The 23,968-nt window shown below is 45.2% G+C and carries 23 protein-coding genes; 16 read left to right on the top strand and 7 right to left on the bottom strand.

From position 1 onward, the window contains the following. The 3 genes from R7O12_RS11605 to R7O12_RS11615 all read right to left on the bottom strand — a co-directional run. Positions 1-1,322 (bottom strand): MotA/TolQ/ExbB proton channel family protein (locus R7O12_RS11605; RefSeq protein ID WP_318125859.1); only part of this gene is annotated, 1,322 nt, incomplete at its 3' end. A gap of 3 nt (positions 1,323-1,325) precedes the next feature. After that, entirely contained in the window at positions 1,326-2,090 is a 765-nt protein-coding gene (locus R7O12_RS11610) for a DUF3450 domain-containing protein (protein ID WP_005379365.1), read from the bottom strand. A 65-nt stretch (positions 2,091-2,155) separates the two neighbouring features. Then, on the bottom strand, positions 2,156-4,756 hold the full coding sequence (locus tag R7O12_RS11615; protein ID WP_318100915.1) for a TonB-dependent receptor: 2,601 nt from the start codon (positions 4,754-4,756) through the stop codon (positions 2,156-2,158). A gap of 820 nt (positions 4,757-5,576) precedes the next feature. On the opposite strand from R7O12_RS11615, the gene R7O12_RS11620 reads away from it, so the two are divergent. The 6 genes from R7O12_RS11620 to R7O12_RS11645 all read left to right on the top strand — a co-directional run bounded on the left by R7O12_RS11620 (position 5,577) and on the right by R7O12_RS11645 (position 11,847). Continuing rightward, complete coding sequence (locus R7O12_RS11620) at positions 5,577-6,602, top strand: ABC transporter permease subunit (protein WP_005384771.1); 1,026 nt, start codon at positions 5,577-5,579, stop codon at positions 6,600-6,602. Between the two features lies 1 nt (position 6,603). Then, positions 6,604-7,647 (top strand): ABC transporter permease, encoded by a 1,044-nt coding sequence (locus tag R7O12_RS11625; RefSeq protein WP_005379369.1) that lies wholly within the window; start codon positions 6,604-6,606, stop codon positions 7,645-7,647. A 37-nt stretch (positions 7,648-7,684) separates the two neighbouring features. After that, positions 7,685-9,511, top strand: a complete 1,827-nt coding sequence (locus R7O12_RS11630; RefSeq protein WP_318100912.1) for an extracellular solute-binding protein — start codon at positions 7,685-7,687, stop codon at positions 9,509-9,511. Between the two features lie 9 nt (positions 9,512-9,520). Next, positions 9,521-10,378 (top strand): ABC transporter ATP-binding protein, encoded by an 858-nt coding sequence (locus R7O12_RS11635; RefSeq protein ID WP_005379371.1) that lies wholly within the window; start codon positions 9,521-9,523, stop codon positions 10,376-10,378. A 35-nt stretch (positions 10,379-10,413) separates the two neighbouring features. Beyond that, positions 10,414-11,253: an ABC transporter ATP-binding protein gene (locus R7O12_RS11640; RefSeq protein ID WP_104975751.1), complete on the top strand. Its 840-nt coding sequence runs from the start codon at positions 10,414-10,416 to the stop codon at positions 11,251-11,253. A gap of 168 nt (positions 11,254-11,421) precedes the next feature. Beyond that, positions 11,422-11,847, top strand: a complete 426-nt coding sequence (locus tag R7O12_RS11645; protein ID WP_318100908.1) for a phosphate-starvation-inducible PsiE family protein — start codon at positions 11,422-11,424, stop codon at positions 11,845-11,847. Between the two features lie 55 nt (positions 11,848-11,902). Here R7O12_RS11645 and R7O12_RS11650 read toward each other — a convergent pair whose 3' ends face one another. Then, on the bottom strand, positions 11,903-12,769 hold the full coding sequence (locus R7O12_RS11650) for a YicC/YloC family endoribonuclease (RefSeq protein ID WP_005384776.1): 867 nt from the start codon (positions 12,767-12,769) through the stop codon (positions 11,903-11,905). Between the two features lie 184 nt (positions 12,770-12,953). On the opposite strand from R7O12_RS11650, the gene rph reads away from it, so the two are divergent. Then, complete coding sequence (gene rph, locus R7O12_RS11655; protein ID WP_031780917.1) at positions 12,954-13,670, top strand: ribonuclease PH; 717 nt, start codon at positions 12,954-12,956, stop codon at positions 13,668-13,670. Positions 13,671-13,774: 104 nt separating this feature from the next. Next, entirely contained in the window at positions 13,775-14,416 is a 642-nt protein-coding gene (pyrE, locus tag R7O12_RS11660) for an orotate phosphoribosyltransferase (RefSeq protein WP_318100906.1), read from the top strand. 84 nt (positions 14,417-14,500) lie between these two features. On the opposite strand, the gene R7O12_RS11665 is transcribed toward pyrE, so the two are convergent. The 3 genes from R7O12_RS11665 to coaBC all read right to left on the bottom strand — a co-directional run bounded on the left by R7O12_RS11665 (position 14,501) and on the right by coaBC (position 17,419). Continuing rightward, the gene (locus R7O12_RS11665; protein ID WP_318100905.1) at positions 14,501-15,451 is read right to left on the bottom strand and encodes a Kdo(2)-lipid IV(A) acyltransferase; all 951 of its coding nucleotides are present in this window, start codon (positions 15,449-15,451) and stop codon (positions 14,501-14,503) included. A gap of 6 nt (positions 15,452-15,457) precedes the next feature. Next, complete coding sequence (gene slmA, locus R7O12_RS11670) at positions 15,458-16,048, bottom strand: nucleoid occlusion factor SlmA (protein ID WP_005379386.1); 591 nt, start codon at positions 16,046-16,048, stop codon at positions 15,458-15,460. 171 nt (positions 16,049-16,219) lie between these two features. After that, positions 16,220-17,419, bottom strand: a complete 1,200-nt coding sequence (gene coaBC, locus R7O12_RS11675) for a bifunctional phosphopantothenoylcysteine decarboxylase/phosphopantothenate--cysteine ligase CoaBC (protein WP_017820705.1) — start codon at positions 17,417-17,419, stop codon at positions 16,220-16,222. Between the two features lie 193 nt (positions 17,420-17,612). Between coaBC and R7O12_RS11680 the strand changes: the two genes are divergently transcribed. From R7O12_RS11680 to R7O12_RS11715, 8 genes are all read left to right on the top strand, one after another. Beyond that, positions 17,613-19,286, top strand: a complete 1,674-nt coding sequence (locus tag R7O12_RS11680; RefSeq protein WP_033905951.1) for a methyl-accepting chemotaxis protein — start codon at positions 17,613-17,615, stop codon at positions 19,284-19,286. Positions 19,287-19,400: 114 nt separating this feature from the next. Then, positions 19,401-20,075 (top strand): RadC family protein, encoded by a 675-nt coding sequence (gene radC, locus R7O12_RS11685; RefSeq protein WP_085569719.1) that lies wholly within the window; start codon positions 19,401-19,403, stop codon positions 20,073-20,075. Between the two features lie 302 nt (positions 20,076-20,377). Then, on the top strand, positions 20,378-20,614 hold the full coding sequence (gene rpmB / locus R7O12_RS11690) for a 50S ribosomal protein L28 (RefSeq protein WP_005384783.1): 237 nt from the start codon (positions 20,378-20,380) through the stop codon (positions 20,612-20,614). A 13-nt stretch (positions 20,615-20,627) separates the two neighbouring features. Further along, on the top strand, positions 20,628-20,798 hold the full coding sequence (gene rpmG, locus R7O12_RS11695) for a 50S ribosomal protein L33 (RefSeq protein WP_004410866.1): 171 nt from the start codon (positions 20,628-20,630) through the stop codon (positions 20,796-20,798). A 276-nt stretch (positions 20,799-21,074) separates the two neighbouring features. Beyond that, entirely contained in the window at positions 21,075-21,551 is a 477-nt protein-coding gene (locus R7O12_RS11700) for a hypothetical protein (RefSeq protein WP_262651925.1), read from the top strand. 102 nt (positions 21,552-21,653) lie between these two features. Further along, entirely contained in the window at positions 21,654-22,463 is an 810-nt protein-coding gene (mutM, locus tag R7O12_RS11705) for a bifunctional DNA-formamidopyrimidine glycosylase/DNA-(apurinic or apyrimidinic site) lyase (protein WP_258657589.1), read from the top strand. 86 nt (positions 22,464-22,549) lie between these two features. Beyond that, positions 22,550-23,032: a pantetheine-phosphate adenylyltransferase gene (gene coaD / locus R7O12_RS11710; RefSeq protein WP_005395788.1), complete on the top strand. Its 483-nt coding sequence runs from the start codon at positions 22,550-22,552 to the stop codon at positions 23,030-23,032. Further along, the gene (locus tag R7O12_RS11715; RefSeq protein ID WP_053307285.1) at positions 23,019-23,954 is read left to right on the top strand and encodes a glycosyl transferase family 90; all 936 of its coding nucleotides are present in this window, start codon (positions 23,019-23,021) and stop codon (positions 23,952-23,954) included. The genes coaD and R7O12_RS11715 overlap by 14 nt, the downstream gene beginning before the upstream one ends. Positions 23,955-23,968: the final 14 nt, after the last annotated feature.

Raw genomic sequence — 23,968 nt, forward strand, 5'->3', positions numbered from 1 at the left:
ATGAAGCCTGCACTCTGTTCTTCAAGAGTTTGAACCAAACGACGACCTTTACTGTGTACGATGGTGTAAAGGAACAGCAATGGAATTGCGACAACCAGACCTAGCATGGTTGTAACAAGAGCTTCAGAGATACCGCCAGCCATTAGCTTAGGATCACCTGTACCAAATAGTGTGATTGCTTGGAACGTACCGATCATACCCATAACCGTACCCAGTAGACCTAGAAGTGGTGCTACAGAAGCGAACAGTTTGATTGAGCTGATAAAGCGCTCAATGCTCGGTGCGTTACGTAGGATGATTTCGTCCAGTTTCGCTTCAAGATCTTCAAGGTTGTCACCTTTGTGCTCTTGGTAAGCCTGGATAACTTCACCTAGAGGGTTACCAGGAATCACGGTTTCTGATTTCGCTTGCTTACGCATTTTACCGCCAATCACTTGAAGGCGTAGGAAGCAAACTAGAGCAATGATAGCGCCAACTGCACCCATACCAAGGATGACGTAACCTACAATGCCACCTTGATCAATACGTTCTTGAACGGTAGGGCTTTGTACAAGTAGAGACAGAATTACACCACGGGATGGGTCAATAAACAGTGGCTCATAGCTGTTTGACGCTGACTCAAAGCCTGCAACATGACGTGTAATATTGGTGCGAGGCTGTCGAGAGAGTTCTTCGAACTTACCTGTTTGAGGTACATAAGTAACGTACTTACCATCGGCAATCGCGTTAAATTCACCGACAAGAGTAACATCGCGAACCGCTTCTTTACCTTCGCCATAAACAACCGTTGCTTGGGTTGTTGCTGTCTCGCCTGAGGCAACCACTTGTTGAAGAATGGTATGCCAGAATGCTTCTAGCTCTTGTGTTGATGGCAGTTCTTTGCTTTCAGCCAGTTTCGTTAGTAGAGCGTCACGCTCTGGGAACTGAACAGCGTTTTGAGAGGCAGCAAATAAGCCCTTAAACTCGCCCGCATATTGGCGGACCACACCAAACATTTCGCCCAAAGTACCAGAGCGAACACGTAAGGTTTCTGTTAGTTCAGTCAGCTGCTTATCGTTTTCATCAAATGTCGCTTTAAGTTGATCGCCCAGTGCTTGCTGTGAAGCTAGCTCTTCACGAGCCTGTTGCAATAATGCTGCTTGCTTATCTCGGTTGTTCTTGAACTCAGCTTCACGGGCTTTGTTCTCTTTTGACTCAACGATGCTTTCTGATTTTACGTTTTTGAGTAGTTCAGATAGGTTTTTAGGCGTTTCTGCTTGTACGCCTGAAGCCATAAATAAGCTCGCTAGTAGACCAGCGGCTAGAGTTTTGAATCCTTTCATCTCTTATTCCTCCCCAGCATATACAGGCAATTTGATTAGCGCTGGTGGCGCTTGCTTCTTCGCGATTCGAAGGCCTTGCTGTACCGCTATGCGGTAGCTTTCCGGTAATGTTTCCCATTGACGTGTTTGTTGGTTCCACATACCTGTCTCACCACCGTCTGGAGATTGGAATAAAAGCGCCGTGCGACCAATACGTAGGAAATCGTAAGTCACGGTTTCCCCATTTCTATCTAGGCTAGCTTTGTAAGATTCAATTGAGCGAGAGAAGCCTTCTTCAATTTGGTAGGCTTCCATCACTTTACGGAATTTCTCAGAAGTCGTTACGTCGGCGCGATCCATGAGACGACGCAGTTCTTGGACACGTTTATTACGTTCTTTTTTCTGGAAAGGCAGATCGAGAGTCACAAACTCATCGAGTGCATCGATCATTTTAAGTGTTAGTGGCACTACTTCTGTTGCCGTTTGATCGATCTGAGCAATTTGGTTATTTAATGAGTCCAATTCACCTTGCTGTGATTGAACCATACGATTAATTTGCTCGTTGTAGACTTTCATGCTGTCGATTTGACGTAGTAAGCCTTTGTATTCTGCCAACATGCCTTCAGTACTTTCGGCATAATTGTCGATTTTTTGTTGCGAAGCTTCTGAAGATTGATTTGCTTTTGCTTGTGTGGAAACGACAGCACCAGAGTTGGCCGCTATAGAGCTACTACTGATAGTAAGCAATGCTGCAGCTATGGCACTGAGACCAAATTCCTTGAATTTCATGGTTGCATCCTTGTCAGTGTTTTAGTCAGTCGAAAAGGGCGCGGAAAACCCGCGCCAAATATTTTTTAGAAGTCGTATGATGCCTCGACGTATAGCTGACGTCCGATTGGATCGTCATACCCAGTTGCATAGAATGGAGAGGTATCGCTTAGAGGATCTGCAGGCGGTACTTTGTCAAACATGTTGATAGCACCAAGAGTTACACGACCACTCTCGTTGAATTGGTAAGAAGCCGTTAGGTTCCACGTTGTCATACTAGCGATTTCTGCTTTGTAACCCGCTTTTTTAGCAGAATCACAGTCATCAAAGTAGTAACGGTTTGCGTAGCTTGAACACATACGGTCGCGGTATTTACCAAATAGGTTGATAGCGACATCTTCATATGCCCAGCCAAGATTTAACGTTGCGGTGTATTCAGGCATGAAATCTCTTTCATCCGTTACAGGCTCGTTGTCGTTTTCTTGATATTCAGCAATCAAGATCTTCGTTACAGCAACACGCGTGTTAAATGAACCGAACTCATTAGTGTCGTATGCGTATTTGATCGCTAGGTCAATACCAGAACGCTCTTCATACGACTGGTTCACTGGACCATAGGATACCGACTTGATGGTGCCATCTGGGTTACGAACGACTTCAGTACCTGGGTATTTACCTGGATCGTTAATTACATCTTGGTAAGTTGGTGCAGTTACGACGTCTTCCATCTTGATGTGGTACCAGTCAACGGTTACACCAAGATCATCCACAGGCTCCCACGCTAGGCCCAAGTTAATGTTTGTACTTGTTTCTTCTTTCAGCTCTGAGTTAGGGCCATTAAGCGTATCGAAGTACTGAGTATCACACTCTGGGTACTTGTCTTTATCTTGTGGGCCGCTACCACCAGCGTTGGCACAAAGCACAGGGTCAAAACCAGAACCAAAGCCTCGAGTTTGATCACCAAATAGTCGCTTCAAGTCTGGAGCTCGGAAGCCTAGACCGTAGCTACCACGTAGCAATAGGGTGTCAGTAGGACGGTATGCTAGGGCTACTTTAGGAGTGAATGCGCCGCCAGTTGCCGAGTCGTCGAAGTAGTGGTCGTAACGACCAGCGACAGTCATTTCTAAATCTTCAATGATAGGAATAAGAGCTTCAACACCAAGACCAATCTGATCGCGGTCACCGCCGCCTGATGTTCCACCTAGACCAGAGAAACCACCAGCTGCTGTTGTAGCATCAATCGTCTCATTGTAGTCAGTACGGTTCCATTCACCATAAACAGCAAAGCCAGACATACCTGCAGGAAGTTCAACCAAATCACCAGCCAGTGAGCCGTTAACAGAGTAAAGCTTTGAGTAAGCTTCTTTGCTTGAAGTGCCGCTGTATTTGTCTACAACGTCTTGTGAGATAGGCCCTAGAAGATCGACATCACCATTTTGTACAGCTTGGTCGAGAGTTAGAAAGATTGCTGGGTTGCTTGTTTCAACGCTTTGCTCAGAGTAACCAGCGGATAGGTCCCAATCATACGTATCAGCAAGCAGGCCGTTCAAGCCTAAGGTTAAGCCAAAAGAATCGGCTTCAGTGTTACTTTCGCGTGGTCCAAATTCGACCATACGGCGAGTGTATTCGCCTTCGCCGCGGAAGTGAGTGGCATCAACTTCAACGCTGTAAGGGTTAGGTTCGAATTCAGATTCTGTAGACTTGTAGCCAAAACGGGCTTCTGCCATGGCAGTGACATTGTCGTTAATGTCCATTTCACCACGTAAAAGTAGGTCTACTTGTTTGTTTTCTGGTTTTAATGTTCGGTATGCAGAGCGGTTAACACCACACTTTCCATCCGCTCGTTCAATCGCGGCATCACCAACGACTTCTTTACATGAAGAACCAGCATCAGCTGGTGTTAGAAGTGTTCCGTTGGCGCCTTCAAAGTTTGCACCGTAGCTAGAGTAGCCACTTAGCTGAGAACGGCTAGAACCGTCATCGCCAGCCCAATCATCTCGGTCAGATTGCTTTAGCATTTCGTTGCCCGCAAATTGGCCAACGAAGAGAATACGTTTGTCGTCAAAGTTTTTGCCAGCTACAACGTCTAAACGACCATTTTGGTAACCACCATCCGTCGCGTCACCCGCGCGTACTTTTACAGAAACGCCATCAAAGTCTTTCTTTAAAATGAAGTTTACGACACCACCGATTGCGTCGGAGCCGTAGATAGCAGAACCTGAGTCGGTCATTACTTCAACACGCTCAATAGCGGCGACAGGGATTTGGCCGATATCTTGGAAGTTAGATGTACCATCTTGTGCTAGCGGGTATTGAGGAAGACGACGGCCATCAATAAGAATCAATGTGCGTGACGCGCCAAGGCCACGTAAGTTGACTGACTGCGCTGCTGGTGTAAACGAGAAAGAGTCTGTTTGAGCCATTACACCACCTGTGTTTTGGGTCAAACTGTTCAATACGTCTTGCGCGCTGTTAAAGCCTTTAGACTCAATGTCTTTACTATTAATAACAGTAACTGGTGAAGGACCTTCCATATCCGTCGTGGAGATACGCGAACCAGTAACTTTCATCTTTTGAAGTTTTTCAACTTGCTGCTCTTCTGCCAGTGCTGTTGCTGGGGCTGCAACTGCTGCTGTCCCCAAAGCAAGGCTTATCGCAACAGATAAAGCGGTTGTGTTTTTATACATCCTTGTTGCTCCGATTATTATTATTTCCTATGTCTGGCCGCATAGCGGCCAAATGTGACGTTAATATTTCGTTAACGTTCGGCCAATGTATAACCGAGATGAAAAAAGGAAGTCAAACCAGTGGTAAACGGGGATGCTTAAATGTAAAAAAGATGTAAATAACCAGGCTTTATTTAAAAGGCGGAATAAAAAACCGAATAAGGTTTATGAATCGAGATTAAATTTCAATAAAACACCGTATTTTGTGTTTCTTATAAACTTTAATGACTTATCTTGCCTATGGTTTTTTAGTGGGTAATTGAATCTGGAAAAAGATATTTTTCCAGTGAATTGTTCTGAGATGAGTTTTATATCGAATCCATACTTTGTTAGCTCGAACTTATTAGGTGGTATCAAAATATGATACCCATTGCGGTTAAAGGGCTCACTCGTATTTTTAGGTCAAATATAACCTTGGATTATGTGTCTATTTATGTGTGTAGGGTGCATTTTTATGTAGGGTTTTGGCTCTAAACAGCCTAGATTGATATTCTGTATGAATTATTTTTGTGGTTTTTTATAATTTTTTACAAAAACATTTCTGTTTTTCGACATCGAAGGAAGTTTGTCATGTTTTGGTTTCAAACACTTGAAGCTGATGTGGATTCAAGATAAATATGACGCTGAAATTATTGCAGTAGTAGAAAAGTCTAGCTCTTGAGGCGCAGGGAGTGTGCTTCAACAGTTTTAGTTACTACGAGATAAATATGCACCATTTTGGGCGGAAAATATCCTCTTTCACTCCGTTTGAACTGGACAGTAGACAAGGAGCAAGTTGTATATGCTGTCGTACTTTTTACGCCGTTTGGCGTTGGTTATCCCAACGTTTCTCGGGATAACTATTCTCATCTTTGCTATCACTCGTTTCGTGCCTGGCGGACCTGTTGAACGCATGTTGTCACAAATGCAGTCTCAGGGAGATGGCGCCGCATCAATGACGTCTGCGGGTGGTAATACGGCCCTTTCTGACGATCAAATCGCGGAGCTGAATGCATTTTATGGCCTGGATAAACCTGTAACGGAAGCGTACGTCGAGTGGTTAAGTCGTTTGGTAATGCTAGATCTTGGCGAGTCGACGCGTTACTACGAGCCTGTCTCGGATATGATCGCAGAGCGTTTGCCAGTGTCGTTGTTTTATGGCGGCATGACCTTCTTTATTAGTTATTTTATCTCGATTCCTCTTGGTTACTATAAGGCGCTCAAGCACGGTTCTGTGTTTGATTCCGCCTCTTCAGTACTCATTTTCGTAGGCTACGCGCTACCAGGTTATGTGGTGGGTGTATTGCTGATCACGTTATTTAGTTATCACTTGGAATGGTTTCCGATGGGAGGCTTTGTCGGCGATGACTTCGACGATTACGAAACCTTCTTTGAACGCGCTAAAGACATTATGTGGCATGCGGTGTTGCCTTTGATCTGTTACCTCATTGGTGATTTTGCCACGCTGACGATGACAATGAAAAATAACCTGATGGAAAACCTTTCCTCAGATTACATCCGCACCGCAATTGCGAAAGGATTACCTTTCAAAAAAGCAGTTCGTAAGCACGCGTTGCGTAACAGCTTAATTCCGATCGCGAGTCACTTTGGTAACTCTTTGTTGTTCTTCATGACCGGTGCCTTCCTGATTGAAGTTATCTTCAATATTGATGGCATTGGCTTATTGGGTTACGAATCAATCATGGAGCGTGATTACCCTGTTGTTATGGGTATTGTCGCCATTAATGCGTTGTTACTGCTCATTGGTAACATCATTTCAGATATTTGTGTTGCTTTAGTCGACCCACGTGTGAAGTTTGGAGCGTAACATGATTAAAGTTAGTCCATTAACTCAAAAGAAAATTCGTCACTTTAAAGAGATCAAACGAGGCTATTGGTCGTTTGTTGCTCTTTCTATCATGTTGATCCTTTCTCTATTCGCCGAACTTTTGATCAACAGTAAAGCGCTAGTCGTCAAGTACGATGGTAGCTACTATTTTCCTGTTGTCAGTGACGTACGTTTAGGTAGCGAATTCGGCCAAGAGTCATCCAGTGAAGCCGATTATCGTGTACTGCAAAAAGCGTTTGAGGCTGAAGGGGGCGACAACTTTGTTATTTTGCCGCTTGTGCCGTGGAACCCATACGAACAAGATTTTAGTGGTGATTTCCCGCCAACAGCGCCTAGTGCCGAAAATAAGCATTATTTAGGTACAGATGTGATAGGTCGCGATATTTTGGCGCGACTCGTCTACGGATTCAGAACGGCGATGGGATTTGCGTTGCTTACGATGGCCATTTCCTACGCGATCGGTACTGCAGTCGGTTGTGCTATGGGTTTTTGGGGCGGTAAATTTGACTTGTTTGTACAGCGACTTATCGAAATCTGGTCAATGGTCCCGTTTTTGTACGTCATTATGATTCTTGTCTCAATCGTTCAGCCGACGTTCGCTCTCTTTGTCGCTATTAACGTGCTTTTCACTTGGATGGGGATGACATGGTACATGCGGACCATGACCTATAAAGAAGCGGCACGAGAATATGTAATGGCGGCTCGTGCTTTAGGGGCATCGACCGGACGTATCTTGTTTAATCACATCTTGCCAAATACGATGGTGATGATTGTAACCCTAGCGCCTTTCACTATTGCAGCTAACATCACAGCACTGACTGCTCTCGATTACCTAGGATTAGGCTTGATGCCACCAACGCCAAGTTGGGGTGAACTACTGCAACAAGGTAAGTCAAACTTAGATTCGCCATGGATTGTTGCGTCAGTAGTGACTTCTATTGTTCTGGTTCTGGTAATGGTGACCTTTATTGGTGAAGCCATTCGAGCGGCTTTCGACCCGAAAAAATTCACACGCTATGTTTAAGCGAGCATTGTGAGCAAAACATAAAAAGGGAAGTTTTATGAAGAAATTATTTTTAGCGTCCACGCTGAGCGCCCTGAGTTTTGGTGCAATGTCAGCAACGCTTCCGACTGACTTAAACTGGCAAACAAACTGGGATGAGCCTCAATATGGTTCGCCAGAAGCGAAACGTGGAGGGACTTATCGCACCTTTATGTCAAGTTTCCCGCAGACGTTACGTAGTGTTGGCCCAGACGCTAATGCAGGGCTACGTTCTTTTATCTTAGATGAAACACCAGGCTTGGTGGTCCGCCACCCAGATACTTTAGAGTTTATCCCTGAGCTTGCTAACGAGTGGGCGTTAGCAGGTGACAACAAAACGGTCTATTTCAAACTCAACCCTGAAGCCAAATGGTCGGACGGCAAACCTGTGACTGCCGACGATTTCGTGTTCATGCTGAAGTTTTATCGTTCCAAGGACATCTTGGAGCCTTGGTACAACGATTACTACAACAAAACGATTGCGGATGTTATCAAGTACGACACTCACACGTTTGCTGTTAAGGCGGCGAAAGAGTTTAATCCGGAAGAGTTGCTGTTACGAATGGGGGCCCTGCGCCCACGTCCCGCACATTTTTATGCTAACCCTTCAAAAGATGAAAATGGTGACGGTATACATGACAACTTTGTCCGCTACTACAATTTTAAAAGTGAACCAACGACCAGTGCATACTACCTAGATGACATTAAAAAAGGTAAAAGTGTTACCTTCAAACATGTCGGTGAAGACTGGTGGGGTTACAGCAATAAGTATTATCAACATCGTTATAATGTCGACAAAATCCGCATCACAGTGATTCGCGACAGTGATATCGCGATGAAGCACTTTGAGAAAGGGAAGCTGGACGCATTTGGTCTTGTTTTACCAAGCTTATGGCATGATAAATCGAATACGGAACCTTACCAAAAGGGATACATTCAAAAGTTCTGGGGTTACAACCAATTTCCAGTTGGGGCTGGTGGTGTATGGATGAACACCGCGATGCCTTTGCTGGATGATTTAAACATTCGCAAGGGCATTACTTACGCGATTGACTTTGATGGCATGATAGAGAATGTCATGCGTGGCGACTACTCCCGTAAACCAAACCCGACCGGTTATGGTCATGGTAAATACACCCTACCAGATGCTAAGGCACCGAAGTTTGATCCCGCAAAAGCGGCCGGGGCATTCGAAGCCGCAGGTTTTAACAAAATTGGTTCTGATGGTATTCGTGTTAATGATAAAGGTGAGCGCTTAAGCTTCGAGCTGACCTACGGAACACCTGTTCATACTCCTCGTATTGCATTTTTGCGTGAGCAAGCCAAGCTAGCAGGGCTGGATATTGAGCTCAAGTTAGTTGATGGCTCATCTATGTTCAAATACGTACGTGAGAAAAAGCACGATTTGGCTTTCTTAGATATGGGTACGTCTGAGATCCCAACGTATTGGGAGTACTTCCATTCAGTCAATGCGAACAAGCCGCAAACTAACTCTTTCACAAACTACAGCACGCCTGAACTGGATGAAAAGATCATCGAGTATCGTTTTGGCATGGATATGGATAAAAAGATCCAGCTAGGTCATGAGATTCAGCGTGACATCATTGATGCTCACGTTATCGTCCCAGGCTACATGGTTCCTTATGTCCGCTATGGTCACTGGCGCTGGTTAAAGTTTCCAGATAAGCCAATGAATCGCATGACAGAGGCGCTGTTCAGTGGTGCAATCATAGGCGATGGCACTTACTGGGTTGATAGTGATATCAAAAAAGAAACGAAACAAGCGATGAAGTCAGGCAAAGCTTTTGAACCTGTTGTTGTCGTAGATGACACTTATAAGCTGTAAGGATTGGTTATGGAAAACGATGTAATCCTAAGTGTTAAAGATCTCGAAGTTGAATTTACCACCGATGATGGGCCAGTGAAGGTTCTGCATGGTGTGAACTTTGATGTGAGAGCTGGACGTACACTCGGTCTGGTGGGAGAGTCAGGTAGTGGTAAGAGCGTAACCTCAATGTCGATCATGGGGCTATTACCTAAGCCATATGGCAACATCATTAAAGGTGAAGTGAATTATCGCGGCACCAACCTAGTTGATTTGCCTGCGGAAGAGATGTACGCCATGCGTGGCGATCGCATTTCGATCATCTTCCAAGACCCAATGACGGCGCTTAACCCAGTGCATACCATTGGTCGTCAAATATGTGAAGTGCTTGAGCTCCATCGACCTGAGCTCGACAAAAAGGAGCGGGAGGCGTACTCGATTGAAATGCTGGCAAAAGTAAAAATTCCAATGCCAGAGAAGCGATTGAATGAGTATCCCCATAACCTATCTGGTGGTATGCGCCAGCGTGTCATGATCGCGATGGCATTGGCCTGTAAGCCGGATATTCTGATTTGTGATGAACCGACTACAGCGTTGGATGTTACGGTTCAGGCGTCTATCCTTGAACTGATGAATGAGCTTCAGGAAGAAACAGGCATGGCAATGATCTTCATCACTCACGACCTCGGAGTTGTGGCAGAAGTGTGTGATGATGTTGCCGTGATGTATGGTGGGCGTATTGTCGAAAAAGCAGAAATTTTTGAGTTGTTTGATAACCCGCAGCACCCCTACACAGAGCGTTTAATGGGATTGATGCCGAGCTTAGATAATGAGCCGAAGCAGATGATCGATATCAAGCCTATTGATGCCAGTATGTTTGCCAGTTAACTGGGCAAAGTGAACCAGTCATAAAAGAGGATGTTATGGCAAAAGAAGTATTAAGAGTTGAAAATCTTAAGCAGCACTTTGTTTCTGGTAAAGGGCTGTTCAAGAAAGGCTACACCATCAAAGCGGTAGACGGGGTTTCACTGTCTGTTTCTGAAGGTGAAACACTGGGGCTAGTTGGTGAGTCAGGTTGTGGTAAAAGCACCCTTGGTCGCACGATCTTAAAGTTATACGAGCCAACGGAAGGTAAGATTTTCTTTGAAGGTAAAGACATCACTAAACTGTCTGTCAAAGAGATGCGATCGCTGCGTAAAGACATGCAAATCGTCTTTCAAGACCCAATGGAGTCACTCAATCAGCGTCATACCATCGGTATGATTCTGGAAGAACCGTTTGTTATTCATAAAATTGGCACGCCAACAGAGCGTAAACAATGGGTAAAAGAGCTTTTAATCAAAGTGGGATTACCAGAAACGGCAGTAAACCGTTATCCACATGAATTTTCAGGCGGACAACGGCAGCGTATCGGTATCGCTCGCGCGATTGCATTGAAGCCTAAACTGCTGATTTGTGATGAATCGGTATCTGCGTTAGATGTGTCGGTACAGGCGCAAATCTTGAACCTATTGCTACAACTGCAACAAGAAATGAACTTGGCGATCATATTTATCTCTCACGATCTCTCGGTGGTGAAACATGTTTCTGACAAAGTTGCCGTGATGTATTTTGGCAAAGTGGTAGAAGCAGGCAGTGCTAAAGAAATTTATGCAAACCCGCAAAACGAATACACCAAAAAACTCCTATCTGCGATTCCGATCACTCACCCTAAATATCGGAAGAAAAAGCGCGTAGCTGAAAAAAAGCAGCAAGTGGCGTAAGTGATGCCACAGGTCCTATAACACAAAAACGCTCCGCCAAATAAGCGGAGCGTTTTTATGAGTAAATACCAGAACTTGGAGTCGATTCGCACTGATGTTTATTCTGATTGATTGAAGATCGTTGCATGCTAAACTCAAGACCTATTTTCTTTGTTTGGATAATGGACCATGCCGTCGAATTTGCCGAAATCCTTTAGTCGACCTTTCCTGAAAATCTTCCATATTTTGGAGGCGGTGTTATTAGTCTCTATTACCTTGGCGACGTTGTACGCCATGATGCAAGAGTTTGTGCACGTATTTGTAGAGAAGCGTGTCTTACTCACGGATATTCTTTTGATGTTTATCTATCTGGAAGTGCTCGCCATGGTGCAGCAGTTCGTGATGAACGGTAAAATTCCGGTACGCTATCCTATCTACATCGCGATGATGGCGATCGCCCGCTATATCACTCTCGGAATGAAAGAGCTGGATGCAATTTTGGTTGTGTGGTTATCTCTGGCTGCGTTTATTTTGGCTGCGGCTACTTTGCTGATCAGAATTGGACATCATTATTGGCCCTACGTTGATAACAGTACCTTGGAAAAAGACGAATAAAAGAAAGCCCCGTATTAGCGGGGCTTTTTTGTTTCAATACTCGATGACTTTTAGATCATTCAATGTTTTGGATCTGCTCACGCATCTGTTCAATTAGAACTTTCAGTTCAACGCCCGATGCGGTGATGTCGGTGCTGATGGATTTCGACGCTAGCGTGTTCGATTCACGGTTGAACTCTTGCATCATGAAGTCCAGACGACGACCGACTGCGCCACCTTTTTTCAGAATGTTTGTGGTTTCTTTTACGTGAGAATCAAGACGGTCTAGCTCTTCTGCTACGTCTGATTTCTGTGCCAGAAGGATTAGCTCTTGCTCAACGCGAGATGGGTCTAGCTCTACTTTCGCATCTTCAAATTTAGAGAACAGACGCTCACGTTGCCACTCTAGTATTTCTGGCATGCGTGCGCGCACTTTCACAACTTCTGATGTGATCGCTTCTAGGCGTTGCTCAATCAGCGCCTTCATGTTCTCGCCTTCACGAGCGCGCGCTTCAATAAATTCATCCATTGCGCCATCAAACGCTTCTAGTAGCACTTTATTTACCGCATCCATGTCTTGCTCTGGCGTTTCCATTACCCCCGGCCATTGCATGACTTGAAATGGATTGATTCGGCTCAGTTCACCAGTCATGTGCATGACTTGTTCAGCGGCTTTAATTACCTGGCTAGCAAGCGCTTCATTGATGCTAAGCTCACCTTTTGCGGCAGGGTTTGCTTCAAAACGCAGATTACATTCTACTTTGCCTCGCGCTAAGCGCTTACGAAAGCGCTCACGTAAAACGGGCTCTAATCCGCGAAATTGTTCTGGCATGCGGAAGTATGTTTCTAAATAACGCTGGTTCACGCTGCGGATTTCCCATACCGCAGAACCCCAATCGCCTTTTACTTCTTTGCGTGCATACGCTGTCATACTGTAAATCATCGAATTTTCCTGTCTTCATTTTTTGAAAATTACTTCAAGAGTGTATCACGCTGCGTCGATAGGTGCGCGGGATGTATGGATTGTTTATGTTGTGCCAGATGCGTAACCTATGAATCCGGAATCGATTCCGTTATAATCTTCGCCCAACCAAATCGTCTTCTCCTCATATTTAAGGTAGATGCCCATGCGTCCAAACGATCGCAAGGCGGATCAAGTTCGCCCTATCAAAATTACTCGTAACTACACAGCTTACGCTGAAGGGTCAGTGCTAGTTGAGTTCGGTAACACCAAAGTGTTGTGTAATGCGACCGTCGAAGAATCTGTGCCACGTTGGCTAAAAGGTCAAGGTAAAGGCTGGGTTACAGCTGAATACGGCATGCTACCTCGAGCAACACATTCTCGTACTCGTCGTGAAGCGGCAAGTGGCAAACAAGGCGGCCGTACGATGGAAATTCAGCGTCTTATCGCGCGAAGCCTACGTGCTGTTGTCGATCTAAAAGCCATGGGTGAGTTCATGATCACCGTTGACTGTGACGTTATCCAAGCTGACGGTGGTACGCGTACTGCATCCATTAGCGGCGCAAGTGTTGCAATGGCCGATGCGTTCCAACACCTAGTAGATAGCGGCAAGCTAAAAGCAAACCCAATGAAAGGCCACGTAGCGGCAGTTTCTGTCGGCTTACTAGGCGACGAAGTATTGTGTGATCTTGAATACGTTGAAGATTCAGCGGCAGACACAGACATGAACGTAGTAATGACCGAAGAAGGCAAGATGATTGAAATTCAGGGCACCGCAGAAGGTGAACCGTTCAGTCACGAGCAGCTGATGGCTCTGCTAGAGTCGGCGAAAGTCGGCATTACGGAAATTGTCGCAGCGCAGAAGGCGGCGTTAGCCAATTGATTTAGATAGCTCCCATTATGGGGGCTATTTTTTTATCTCGACAATAGAGAAATGAATGATTGTCGAGAAGAGACACAAGAAACCAAGGACATAGAGAGAAAATAATGAAAGCATACCAGCGTGAATTTATTGAGTTTGCACTTGAGAAAGAAGTTCTTAAGTTTGGTGAGTTTACTTTGAAATCTGGCCGTAAAAGCCCGTACTTCTTTAACGCTGGTCTTTTCAATACTGGTCGTGACCTAGCGCGTCTTGGTCGTTTTTACGCAGCAGCGCTTGCTGATTCTGGCATTGAGTTTGATGTGCTGTTTGGCCCGGCGTACAAAGGTATCCCAATCGCGACGACAACAGCAGTCGCGCTGGCGGATCATCATGACGTCGACACGCCTTACTGCTTCAACCGTAAAGAAGCGAAAGATCACGGCGAAGGCGGTAACCTTGTAGGCTCTGTGCTTGAAGGTCGTATCATGCTAGTAGATGACGTAATCACAGCAGGTACTGCGATTCGTGAATCGATGGAAATCATTCAAGCAAATGGCGCAGACCTTGCTGGTGTGTTGGTTGCGATTGACCGCCAAGAAAAAGGCAAAGGTGAGTTGTCTGCGATTCAAGAAGTGGAGCGTGACTTTGGTTGTGCAATCATCTCAATCATTAGCCTGACTGACCTTGTGACTTTCCTTGAAGAGAAAGGCACAGACAAAGAGCATCTAGAAGCAGTCAAAGCGTACCGCGCAGAATACGGCATTTAATTGGTTACTTTTTCTGAAAAAGTAAAAAGGGCAGATGGATATTCATCTGCTCTTTTTTGTTTTTGGATTCATCGCCTTGACCACTTACTTATAGCGAATGCCTTTCTCGACATGCTCATCTTGCATGGTTTTATAGCGTTTATGGAGCCACATCCATTGCTCTGGAGCGCGTAGAATGACTTCTTCCACATACTTGTTCATATAAGCGGCAGCGGCGACTTCGTCTTTTTGTGGATAATCGGCTTCAATGCACTTATCGGCGATGATGTCGTATTTTCCTTCGTCATTGCGAAACCCTGAGCCTGGGATGATCGCACATTTTGAGGTATACGCCAGAATGCTCGTGCCTGTTGTCGTACACGCATCGTCTACGGCAAAGAAGGGCACAAATACTGATTTTTTGCGACCGTAATCGTGATCCGGTAAATAGAACAGACGCTCACCGCTGCGTAAAACACGAATCATCTTTTTTACATCTTTACGATCAATCAGTTTATTGCCGTTATGTGTCCGTCCCCAATACTGGATAAAGTTATAAGCAGGATTATTATGCGGACGAAACGCGCCGTACCCGGCCACGCCTAACACGGCGAAAGCACGCGCAGTGATCTCTAGATTTAGAGCATGGACACAACAAAGTAGGACGCCTTTACCTTCTTTGGCTTTTTCACGCAGTGCGCCGAGATCTTTCTCGACGATCAGGTTTTTAAAGCGCCAAGTCGGCCAGAACCAAGTGATTCCGGTTTCTATCAGTGCCATACCGGTATTTTTGAAGTTCTCTTCAACAATATGTTGAATCTCTTCAGGTGTTTTGTCTGGAAAGGCCAATTCTAAGTTGCGCTGAGCAACGTGGACACGCTTTTTACCGTAGCGCATGCCAAGTTTACCGAGTGAACGACCTAATGAAAGCAGCAGCCGATAAGGAAGAATATTGACGAGGATGGCCAACAGACCAAAACCAAGCCATACGCCCCAGTTACGAAGGTGAAGAAGTGAAAGAGAAAACTCGGGCTGCGTGTATTTGTCTTTACTCATAGTCTTTTACTTTATTTGTGCACTCAAAAGCGCCCAGTACTCGTCAAAGTTTGCAGTCGGCTGGTATTTAAAGTCGCTACGCACAAAGCGGTTTAGGCTCCCCTCAACTTGTCCCAGAATTTGCGCGGCTAGGATGCGCTCTTCGACAGGGAAGGACTTCCCTTCACGAATTTTACGTTCACGCAGGATTTGGCGCAATTGTGTTTCTATACGCTCAAAGAGTTGATTGATGCGTTCACGTAGACGTTCATTTTCAAACATTAGAGCATGACCCGACAAAATGCGTGTCAGACCTGGGTTACGTTCAGAGAACGCCAAAATAAGGTGCATCACCATACGAATACGCTCTAGTGTATCTTTTTCGTCGTCTAGAATACGGTTGATACGTGTCATCAAGGCTTCTTCAATGAACTCAATCAACCCTTCGAACATGCGCGCTTTACTTGGGAAATGACGATACAGCGCGGCTTCTGAAACGCCGACTTGCTTGGCCAGTTTTGCCGTAGTAATGCGTGAAGCGCCATCTGTTGATTCAAGCATTTCTGCCAATGCTTGTAAGATCTCTTCACGACGGTTGGATTTTTTACTGCCGGCCATTAGTTACTTCCTTTCAAAATACAAAGTTGAGCGGAGGGGATTATAAGACGCTATTTCGCCTCAAACTAGACCACTAAGGGTGGAATGGGAGATTTAACACCCTTAGTTGTCATTTTTGTACCAAATTTATGCCAGCTTTTGTAAAAAATTGGCAGGTTTTTCAAACGTTAGTTACATCAATTGATGCATTTTTTCGAGAATTTTAAAGCTCAATGCTTCTTTTGATTCTAAAGCGAGCGCAAGTTCACCTTCAGGCCAGTAAAGGGTAATTGCGTTGTCGTTGCTGTTAAATCCTTGCCCTGCAACCGAAACGTCGTTTGCACAGATCATATCGAGGTTTTTCTTTGTTAACTTGCCTCGAGCATAGGTCTCTACATCATTGGTTTCAGCCGCAAAACCGACGGTAAACGGACGCTTCTCCGTCATTGCTGCCACAGATGCAACAATATCAGGATTTTTAACCATATTAATGACCATTTCGTCGTTGTCTTCTGTCTTTTTCAACTTTTGAGACGCGATCGTTTGTGGGCGGTAGTCGGCAACGGCAGCGCAGCTAATAAAGGCATCATGCTGGTTTGCATGTGTCATAACGGCTTCGTGCATCTCTTGGGCACTGGAAACATTTATGCGCTCAACACCTACGGGCGTATTTAAACTGACAGGACCGCTCACGAGGGTGACTTTTGCTCCCATCTGCGCTGCGGCGCTCGCCAATGCATAGCCCATTTTCCCGGAGCTATGGTTAGTAATGTAACGCACTGGATCAATCGCTTCGCGAGTTGGTCCGGCGGTAATGAGTATCGACTTACCTTCTAACAATTTTGGTTGAAAGAACTGTTCACATAGATGTACTAGCTGCATTGGTTCCAGCATTCGACCTGGTCCCACATCACCACAGGCTTGCTCTCCTGCCGCAGGGCCCCAGATGTGCATACCACGACGCGCTAACGTAGCGATGTTCTCTTGGGTTGCGATATTGCGATACATCTGTTGATTCATCGCAGGAGAAACAGCAACAGGGGAATCCGTCGCGAGCACGAGCGTAGTAAGTAAATCGTTCCCCATGCCTGCGGACATGCGCGCGATTAAGTCCGCGGTCGCGGGCGCTAATAGCACTAAATCTGCCCATTTGGCCAATTCAATATGGCCCATAGAGGCTTCCGCTGCTGGGTCTAGTAAACTGTCCGAGACAGGACGGCCCGAAACGGCTTGCATGGTTAAAGGGGTAATGAACTCTTTTGCGGCTTTCGTCATTACAACTTGAACTTGCGCTCCTCTCTCTATGAGGCGACGGGTTAGCTCCGCACATTTATACGCGGCAATACCGCCACTGATGCCGAGTAGAATTTTCTTTCCTGCTAGTGTTTGCATGTGAGATCTCCAATTTGATGACCGGATTTTAACACAATTCAAAGTCTGACCGCCCGAGCATATATAACGAGAAGATAATTCACATCAAACTCCAGAGTATTAATCTGACCGAGGAAGGGAAAATTCTCGCCTACCTCACAGACAAGTTGCGCGGAGTTTGCAAGTCTGAAAAGAAAAAGAGGTAGTGGAAACCATGGTGTTGAAAAGTCGAAACAAATTGCTGCTGATAACCCTAATTCCGCTGTTGTTGATCACCACGTTGATCTCAGTGGTGTATTACATCAACAGCAGTAAAAGTTTGGAAGCGGAGCTGGCAAGAGACAGGCAAGAGCTCATCGAAACGAAAAAGAAAGAGTTACAAGCCTATATGATGATGGGCGTGACGGCGATAAAACCGTTATACGACACGGATGTAAATGGAAGTAATAAAGAGGCAGCAAAAGAAATTCTGAAAGCCATGCGCTTTGAAAGCGATGGCTACTTTTTTGCCTACGACTCTCAAGGTGTGAATACGTTGCACGCCATCAAACCTGCATTAGAGGGTAAAAACCTTTACGACTTAAAAGATGAAAATGGGGTCGCAGTTATTGCGGGCTTGATTGACGCTTCTCAAAAAGGGGATGGGTTCCTCTATTTCTCGTGGCACAAACCGACCATTGACGCACAAGCGCCTAAGTTGGGCTATGCAGAATATCTATCGAAATGGGACTGGGTTTTAGGTACTGGCGTTTATATTGATGACATCGACCAGCAAGTTGCGATGCACAGAGAGTTAAAGACTCAAGAGCTAAAAGAGCATACATTATCTGCCGTGTTGATTTCCGCTATTGGATTGATCATTACCAGTGTTCTCACCAGTATCGTGGTGTCTAAAGGCATTCAGCCGTTACAACATGTCGCGGCTTCATTAAAAGATGTTGCCGCAGGCGGCGGTGACTTAACGGCTCGTTTAAAAGTCGAAAGTCAGGATGAAGTCGGTGAAGTGGCGGCGGCGTTTAATGAGTTTATGGATAAGCTGCATCCACTGATGCAGGACATTCATCGCTCTGCGACGACAGTACAGACCGTTTCCCAAAGCCTGAACACTCAGACCAGCCAAGCGAGCGGTCAAATGCAGGATCACTGTTTAGAGACGGACAAAGTCGTGACGGCAGTGACGCAAATGAGCATGACTGCCAAAGAAGTAGCCAGCAATACTAATGCGACCGCGCAGGCAATTGACGATGCCAACAGTCAAGTCACCGCCGCTCAGCATGAGGTCGAGCAAGCAATAGAAGGCATTACCGAACTCGTGACGGAGATAGACAGCACGTCAGATGCAATTTCTGAGTTGAGTTTACAGACCGAAAAAATAACCAAAGTGCTGGATGTGATTGGCGAGATAGCCGAGCAAACGAATTTGTTGGCCCTAAATGCGGCGATTGAAGCGGCTAGAGCCGGTGAGCAAGGTCGAGGGTTTGCCGTCGTTGCGGATGAAGTGCGCTCGTTAGCCAGTCGTACACAAAATAGTACTCATGAAATTGGCGACATGCTCAAGCAGCTACAAAATGGTGTATCAAGAGCGGTCAGTACGATGTCGGTGAGCCAAAAACGAGGTGTAAAAACGGCGGAAGAGTCCGCGCTCATTCAGCAATCTCTTTCTGGTGTTCATCATTCTATCGGAACAATTCGAGATATGGGTATTCAAACCGCGTCTGCCGCAGAAGAACAAAGTGCGGTTGCAGAAGACATCAACCAAAACTTAGTGGCTATTCAACAGATCGTGAACAACATTAATGAGACGTTGCAGCATGCCGAGTCAATCAGCACGCAGCTATCACAGTCTGGAACGGAAATTCACGGCTTGGTTGGCAACTTTAAACTCTGATGAACTGTTAAGTTGCATGGAAAGCACTGATGGTACGAAGAAAGCGAAAGTCATACTCGACTTTCGCTTTTTGTTTTGTGGAATAGGGACACTTTCCATATAAAGGGACATCAGATGATACTGAAAGCTTTGCCAAATGAGTCCATGCCCAGAGAGAAGCTACTGCAACGAGGGCCGCAAGCTTTGACCGATGCCGAACTGCTGGCCATCTTCTTGCGCACAGGCACCCGCGGAATGAACGTGATTGAGCTTGCAGACTTCCTTATTCAAGACTTTGGTTCGCTCAGACAACTATTTTCAGCATCAGAAGAAGAGTTTTGTCGTCACAAAGGATTAGGGCAAGCCAAGTATGTTCAGTTGCAAGCGGTACTAGAAATGACACAACGTTACTTGGCGGAGACGCTAAAGCGTGGTGATGCCTTAACCAGCCCCGACCAAACTAAGTTATATCTGTCTTCTATTTTAAGGGATCGGCAAAGAGAGGTTTTTTATATTCTTTTTCTCGATAACCAGCACCGAGTGATAAAAGATGAAATTTTATTTGAAGGAACGTTGGATGCAGCGTCGGTGTATCCGAGAGAAGTCGTCAAGCGTGCTCTGCATCATAACGCGGCGGCTTTGATTCTAGCGCACAATCATCCTTCAGGCGTCGCTGAGCCGAGCCAAGCTGACAGAAGGATTACAAGGCGTCTCACCGACGCATTAGCATTGGTGGATATTCGTATTTTGGACCATTTCGTCATCGGAGATGGGGAAAGTGTCTCTTTTGCTGAAAGAGGCTGGATATAACTGTGCGTTTTTTAGGTTGTTAGTTGCTAAAAATCTGCTATCATCCACGCCACTAAATTTTTAACTGAATTCAGCTTGGACTGCTAAAAAAATCTGCTGTCTAAAAAAAGATCACGAAAACCTGTAAAAAGGATCTGTTCGGGTCTTGAGCAATGCATATCAAGTTAGTATAATGCGCGACCTTTGATAGCCTTGTATGGATTTTCCATAGCGGTTCTTAACCTCTAACTTCTTTTCGAGAGATAGAGAGGTTCGGCCACCAAGGTTGATATCGAGCTGAAACGATTTTGGAGAAGACATTCATGTCACGAGTATGCCAAGTAACTGGTAAGCGTCCAGTAACGGGTAACAACCGTTCACACGCACGAAATGCTACTAAGCGTCGTTTTCTGCCGAACCTACAAACTCATCGTTTCTGGGTAGAGAGCGAAAAACGTTTTGTTAAACTACGTCTATCTGCTAAAGGTATGCGCATCATCGACAAGAAAGGTATTGATACTGTTCTTGCAGACATGCGTGCACGTGGCGAAAACGTTTAAGAGGAAATAAGCAATGGCAAAGAAAGGCGTTCGTGAGAAAATCCGTCTAGTATCTTCTGCAGGTACAGGCCACTTCTACACAACTGATAAGAACAAGCGTAACATGCCAGGCAAATTTGAGATCAAAAAGTTTGATCCAGTAGTTCGCCAGCACGTTATGTACAAAGAAGCAAAAATCAAATAATTGGTTTCAGTCTCTTTGATGAATTGAAAAACCCAACTTTCGAGTTGGGTTTTTTTATTACCTGAATAAAAATGCTGAAGAAAAGTGTTCAGTACGTCATCGGATTATAAAGTACTGCTGAAGTCATTTTACTGGTCCGACTCTATACTCGAATTTTTGATTGATCGCTCTCTGCCGCTTAGTTACCACTTCCCTACACACTTGCACACCGTTGTTCTAGTCAAGCTCAATACTCTTTGGTAATTTACTCATAACTATAAGAGAGTAGAGATGGTTATGCGTGTGAGTCCGGCTCGTCGCCGCCGATGGAACAATATTCTTATTCTGGGCATTATCGCGTTTATAGTGATCTTAAATGCGCCGATGTGGATCAAAACTTACCTATTAACAGACCAAGCAGCCCCTTACCCAAATGTACTTCGCTCCGACTATACGGTGGAGTCTTTGTACTATAGTGGCTGGGAGTTCGAGCTGCATGATGGACGGTGGCAATCCAACATCAAAGTTGATGCACCGATCAGTGAACTTGTATCACGCTGGCAATCATTGGAAGGGACCGAGCTTACCTCAGAACAGTACGACCATTTAAAACCTAACCTAGCGGTACCTGAAACGGTAGAAGTCTGGTATCAGGATCTCGAAGAGCCGCAGCGGGTGACTTTCTTTCGTTTACCTGATTTTTGGCTATTTAAAACCTGGCAAGACAAATGGGTCGCTATCTCCGTCGATGAAAACTACCTTATGCCAGAGTAGAGCCTTTTTGCGCCTATACCCCTAATAAGCTTCCCTATTTATCGTTTTTCTTTTCGATTATGCTAGCAGCGAGAACTATTAGCCGGTGAATTGGAGAATCTAATGCCTGAGTTGCCAGAAGTTGAAGTCAGTCGTATGGGAATTAGCCCCCACATGGTTGGACAAACGATCCAGTCGTTTACTTTTCGAACGCCTAAATTGCGCTGGGATATTCCTATAGAGCTTAAAAAATTGGAAGGGCAGGTGATCCGTGCGATTAGCCGTCGCGCGAAATACTTACTGATCGAGACAAACACAGGTACAGCCATTGTTCACTTGGGCATGTCGGGGTCTTTACGTGTCCTAGATGCCGACTTTCCGCCAGCAAAGCACGATCATGTGGATCTCAAACTAAGCAGTGGAAAAATACTGCGTTATAACGATCCGCGTCGTTTTGGGGCATGGCTGTGGTGTGCTCCTGACGAGTCACATGCTGTACTAGCAAACATGGGGCCTGAGCCTTTAACTGAAGAGTTCAATGCGGAATATGTAGCGGAGAAAGCTAAAAATAAGCGTGTCGCCGTCAAGCAGTTCATCATGGACAACAAAGTCGTGGTTGGTGTCGGGAACATCTACGCGAATGAGTCGTTGTTTAAATCTCGAATTCACCCTTCAAGGCCTGCAGGTAAGCTAACTTCTCAAGAGTGGGGGTTACTTGTTGAAAATATCAAAATGACACTTGAGATTGCCATTACGCAAGGTGGGACTACGCTGAAAGACTTTGCGCAAGCCGATGGAAAGCCGGGTTACTTTGCACAAGAGTTATTGGTTTACGGAAAAGCCGGAGAGCCATGCCCAGAATGCGGCGAACGACTTCAAGAGCTAAAAATAGGGCAGCGTAATACCTTCTTTTGTGGTGAGTGTCAGAAGTAAGACGAGCTAATATCGAGCTTAAGTTGTTGTAATCTTGCGCTAGAGCCTCAATAATTCAATCAGTTTCGAATAACTTAGTAAATTATATGAAAGTCATTTATCCGGGCACTTTTGATCCAGTGACTAATGGTCACCTCAATCTAATAGAACGTACTCACGAAATGTTTGATGAGGTTGTGATTGGCGTAGCCGCAAGCCCATCGAAGAACACCATGTTTTCATTGGAAGAGCGTGTTGCACTGATGCAGGACGTTGTAGCGCATTTACCTGGTGTGACGGTAAAGGGGTTCTCTGGGTTATTAGTGGATTTCGCGAGAGATGAGCAAGCTAAGGTTCTTATTCGTGGTTTGCGAACAACGGTAGACTTTGAATACGAGTTTGGACTGACCAACATGTATCGAAAGCTGTTACCAGGTATCGAAAGTGTATTTTTGACACCTGAAGAAGAGTTTGCGTTTCTATCGTCGACTATCGTGAGAGAAGTGGCCATTCATGGCGGAAGTATCGATCAGTTCGTTCCCAAGCCAGTAGCCATCGCGATTGGGGAAAAACTGAATGAAAGACAGTAAATTCCCTTATTATTTCTCAAACGCTCTCTCGATACTTATCCCTCGTTTTGTATATCGAGCACAAGCCAAGCGTTTACTTTCGAATTTAACTGAAGCCGAGAAGCAACTCTGCCTGGAGCGGGTGAACTATTACAACAAGTGTGAAACGCCGTTTTCAGTCGATAGCCGAGAACAAAGTTACGCGACTGTCGATACATTCAAAAAAACGAAAGGTTGGACGTATTTTTTCGATCTTCGCCAAGTTGTACGCTATTTCCCTTCCAGTTTTGCGTTTAACTACATCAACGGTGATGTTACACACATTCCCAATGTACCGAGCTTTATAAAAAGCCGCCCTATTTTTGGTAGCAACCAAAATTCAGTGGTGTTGAAACTTAATCAAGTTCGTCATTTTAAATTTATTGATGATCCTGTTCGCTATCAAGATAAAAAGGACATGGTAGCGTGGCGTGGCGTGGGTTTTCAGCCGCATCGTAAAAAGGTGATTCATGCGTTTTACAACCATCCGCAATGCAATATTGGCCAGACCCGCCCGGTAGAAGGGAAACCATGGGAAAAGGGCTTTATGAGTATTGAAGAGCAACTGCAGTATAAGTTTTTGCTCTGTATAGAAGGCAATGATGTGGCCACCAACCTTAAGTGGGCTATGTCGTCTAACTCCTTGGTTATTATGTCAAAGCCAAAATATGAGACTTGGTTTATGGAAGGTAAGTTAGAGGCAGGCGTCCACTATGTTGAAGTGAAGGATGACTATTCGGATTTGCCCGAAAAGATGGATTATTACCTAGCGAATGAGCAAGAAGCATTAGCGATCATTGAAAATGCGCACCAGTGGGTTGAGCAGTTCAAAGATAAACGTAAAGAGCGTTTGATCTCATTGATGGTTGCCGATAAGTACTTCGCTTTATCTCAGCAACAATAAAAAGGGGCGAAACG

This window comes from Vibrio sp. Vb1574, from assembly GCF_033338675.1.